The organism is Ferruginibacter sp., assembly GCF_031430955.1.
Classification (GTDB): Bacteria; Bacteroidota; Bacteroidia; order Chitinophagales; family Chitinophagaceae; genus Ferruginibacter.
The window spans coordinates 1-3,508 of the sequence record NZ_JANPCM010000633.1; the positions used below are offsets into that span (position 1 = coordinate 1).

Here is a 3,508-nt window from a genome sequence, read left to right on the forward strand (position 1 = left end):
TTTCCATGTACGTTGGACGAATGGCCTCATGCGCTTCTTGTGCCGATTCATTTTTTGTTTTGTATTTACGTACCTGTAAATAATTAGGGCCGTAGCTTTTATTGATCTCCGCCTTTATACCATCCATCGCTGTTTCTCCCAGGTTCACGCTATCTGTACGCATGTAGGTTATCTTTCCACTTTCATACAGTTTTTGCGCCAGCAACATGGTTTTACTTACGCCGTATCCTAATTTTCTACTGGCTTCCTGTTGTAAAGTAGATGTAGTAAAAGGCGCTGCCGGCGTACGCTTGCCCGGCCTTACCTGTATATCTTTAACGGTATATTTTGCACCCACGCAACTTTGCAAAAACTTTTCTGCATCTGTTGCCTGGTTAAATTTTCCACCTTCTGCTTTAAAGTTTACGCTGCGGTTATTCATGTCTGTTGCAGCAAGCGATGCTTCAATTTTAAAACTTGCAACAGGTGTAAACTGGTTGATCTCTCTTTCTTTTTCTACAATTAATTTTACCGCCACGCTTTGTACACGGCCTGCACTTAAGCCGCCTTTCATTCCAATCTTGCGCCACAGCACGGGGCTTAATTCAAAACCTACAATTCTGTCTAAAACCCGGCGTGCCTGTTGTGCATTTACCAAATCCATATTTATAGTACGTGGATTTTGCACCGCTTTTTGAATGGCGGGTTTGGTAATTTCATGAAACACTATCCGTTTGGTAGTTTTTGGATCCAGCTTTAATACTTCTGCCAAATGCCAGCTGATGCTTTCTCCTTCACGGTCCTCATCCGATGCCAGCCACACTTCATCAGCTTTTTTTGCCAGTGCTTTTAAATCGTTTACCACTTTGGTTTTATCGGGAGATATAATATACTTGGGTGTAAAATTATTGTTGATATCAATCCCCATATCATTTTTCTCCAGGTCACGTATGTGGCCAAAGCAACTTTTTACTTCAAAGTCTTTACCTAAAATGCCTTCAATGGTTTTGGCCTTTGCCGGACTTTCTACTATCAATAAGTTTTTTGCCATATGCCGTATCTCCGCCAGCTGGCGGAGGACTGATTGTGTTTTGTTAATAAATACGATACAAATTTTTCGCTTCAATCTGCTCCATTCCCCCCTTTAGGGGATGGGGGTTTCCACTGCAATATTAGTTTAAAATTGAAAAATCAAAATTTTTCTTCTAAAACGAAAAAAGAAATTGAATATTTTAAAGGAAATTTTCGATGGCTTTTTTTACCGCTGCATCGTGGTAAATTTTGCGGTGACCCAGCCCTTTGGTGATAACGAAATTTATATTGTTATGGTTGTCTTCCTTAACTTTTAATGCATCACTTAATGGTGTAATGTCATCATCTTCATCATGCAGCCATAATATTTGTGCGGTAATATTTTTTACGGCACGCCTTACCGAAAACCATTCGGTTTGTTTGCCACTCCTCTCAAAAATAAGTTTATCCATTTCTTTTCTTACAGCAGTATCTTTTATTTTAAGCATGCCAAAAGCGCCATCAATTGCCGAGGTGGTTTCTGTTGCCGGTGCAATTAAAACAATTTTGGTGTTTACATCATGTGGTAAATTTTCCATAGCAAGACTTATTGCAATGCCACCAAAAGAATGCGCAATAAAACTATTTACCGGTCCGTAAAGTTCAATAACTTTTGCAATCATAGCACTGTATTCAACAGCGTTGGTGGTGGTGCCACCACTATGGCCATGAGCAGGCGCATCAAAAGATAAAACTTCGTATCCTTTTTTTACCAACGGATTTATATAGCGGTCGAATTTATACGCAGCAGAATTAAAACCGTGAAGTATTAAAACTTTTTTTTGTTGAGGATGATTCCAGCGATGGCCTTTTACCGTTAGGTTATTGAGTGTAAACTTTAATTGTTGGGCATTATTGGGTTCTGCAGTGCGTTTTGATTTTATAAACGGGGTGCAAAATAACTGAAATACTTTTTCTGCAGCCCTTCTTTTAGAAAGCAATGAAATGAGTTTTATTTTTGTTTGTATATAAGAAATCCCTAATTTTTGCGTTAATTTCATAGAGCAAAGATACCTTCCGGCAACCGTAAAGAAAATAATTACGTATTAGTGTTGTGTAAACAATATCCAAATTTTTTTATTTTTCAATAAATTTATTTAAATAATTCAGTCTGCGTATGAAAATTGTAATTATAGGTTCCGGTAACGTGGCCACTGTTTTAGCAAGATTATGCCAAAAAAATAATCACCAGGTTATACAGGTAATGAGCCGCCATACTGAAAATGCTAAAATACTTGCTGATGAACTGGGTTGCAGTTATACCAATTACGATGGCATTACTGATATGAGCGCTGATATATATATTGTTGCCATCAGCGATGGCGTATTGTTCGATTTAAATAAATCATTCAGCCTGGGCAATAAGTTAATTGTACATACTGCCGGCTCGGTTTCAAAAGATGTGTTACAAAATATATCCACTAATTATGGTATTTTATATCCGTTTCAAAGCCTGCGGAAAGAAATACAAACCATTCCCGAAATTCCTTTTATAATAGATGGCAATACCAATGATACGGTTACTTTAATTGAAGATTTTGCAAAAACACTTTCGCCTTTGGTAAAAAGACTGGCAGAAGAGGATAGATTTAAACTGCATGTTTCCGGGGTGTTTGTAAATAATTTCACCAATCATCTTTATGCAGTAGCAGAGGATTTTTGCATTAAAGAAAACCTGGATTTTAAATTACTGTTTCCCTTAATTCAATCCACTGCACAGCGCATTAAAGAAATTTCTCCAAAAGATATTCAAACCGGCCCTGCTCACCGCAACGATGTATTTACTTTAGATAAACACCTGCGTTTATTGAGTGCTCATCCCAAATTAAAATACCTGTATCTTAAATTAACGGATAGTATTATGAACCCGTAGGGGCAATTGTCAATGGGCAATGGACAATAGGCAATGGACATTTCGAAGGGGAATTCTCAGGTGTGGCCACTTTTTGAACAGGGGAGAAATGTTCAATATTCAACACTCAATTTTCAATATTCAATAAAATACAGGCGCATTTAATTTGTTACATAATTGAAAAAAGCGAAAAAGCATAATACTATGCATTTGCATTGAAAATTGAGTGTTGAATATTGAATATTTTATTTCCACGGAAAAACAATATCTGTTCTTACCTTATACGGATCAATAGGTTTGCCTGATGCGTCAATAGGATCACCCACATAAATTTCGTAAGGCATGCCATTTGCAGTTCTTTTTTCATCTTTCATTCTTTCTTTAATGGCATCATATCCCTGCTGTAAAAGGGAGTAAGGACCATAAAAATGCGCCATCACTACACTCTCAGTATTCATTTCTCTAACAAAAACATTTTTGGAAAATTTTGCAGGTTTTTTACTAACCGGTATGCCAGCTTCAAAAAAGTAGGGCGCCTTGCTGCTTTTGTACCAGGCCATGGGTGCGCCGGTCATTTTAAGGTTATTTTTTTTTAATACTTCAGCC

Annotated in this window: 4 protein-coding genes; 1 reads left to right on the plus strand and 3 read right to left on the minus strand. The window is 37.3% G+C overall.

Going from position 1 to position 3,508, the window contains the following annotated elements; translation table 11 throughout:
• Both ACY65O_RS17910 and ACY65O_RS17915 read right to left on the minus strand, forming a co-directional pair.
• The coding region (locus ACY65O_RS17910; protein WP_462222229.1) for a DNA topoisomerase at positions 1 to 1,030 on the minus strand (1,030 nt) is incomplete at its 3' end.
• A gap of 181 nt (positions 1,031 to 1,211) precedes the next feature.
• The gene (locus tag ACY65O_RS17915) at positions 1,212 to 2,051 is read right to left on the minus strand and encodes an alpha/beta hydrolase (protein WP_462222230.1); all 840 of its coding nucleotides are present in this window, start codon (positions 2,049 to 2,051) and stop codon (positions 1,212 to 1,214) included.
• A 116-nt stretch (positions 2,052 to 2,167) separates the two neighbouring features.
• On the opposite strand from ACY65O_RS17915, the gene ACY65O_RS17920 reads away from it, so the two are divergent.
• Entirely contained in the window at positions 2,168 to 2,923 is a 756-nt protein-coding gene (locus ACY65O_RS17920) for a Rossmann-like and DUF2520 domain-containing protein (protein ID WP_462222231.1), read from the plus strand.
• Positions 2,924 to 3,147: 224 nt separating this feature from the next.
• On the opposite strand, the gene ACY65O_RS17925 is transcribed toward ACY65O_RS17920, so the two are convergent.
• Positions 3,148 to 3,508 (minus strand): hypothetical protein (locus ACY65O_RS17925; RefSeq protein WP_462222232.1); only part of this gene is annotated, 361 nt, incomplete at its 5' end.

Coding starts and splice junctions, on each gene's coding strand:
- ACY65O_RS17915 (WP_462222230.1), bottom strand. CDS start 2,051: ATGAAATTAACGCAAAAATTAGGGATTTCTTATATACAAACAAAAATA.
- ACY65O_RS17920 (WP_462222231.1), top strand. CDS start 2,168: ATGAAAATTGTAATTATAGGTTCCGGTAACGTGGCCACTGTTTTAGCA.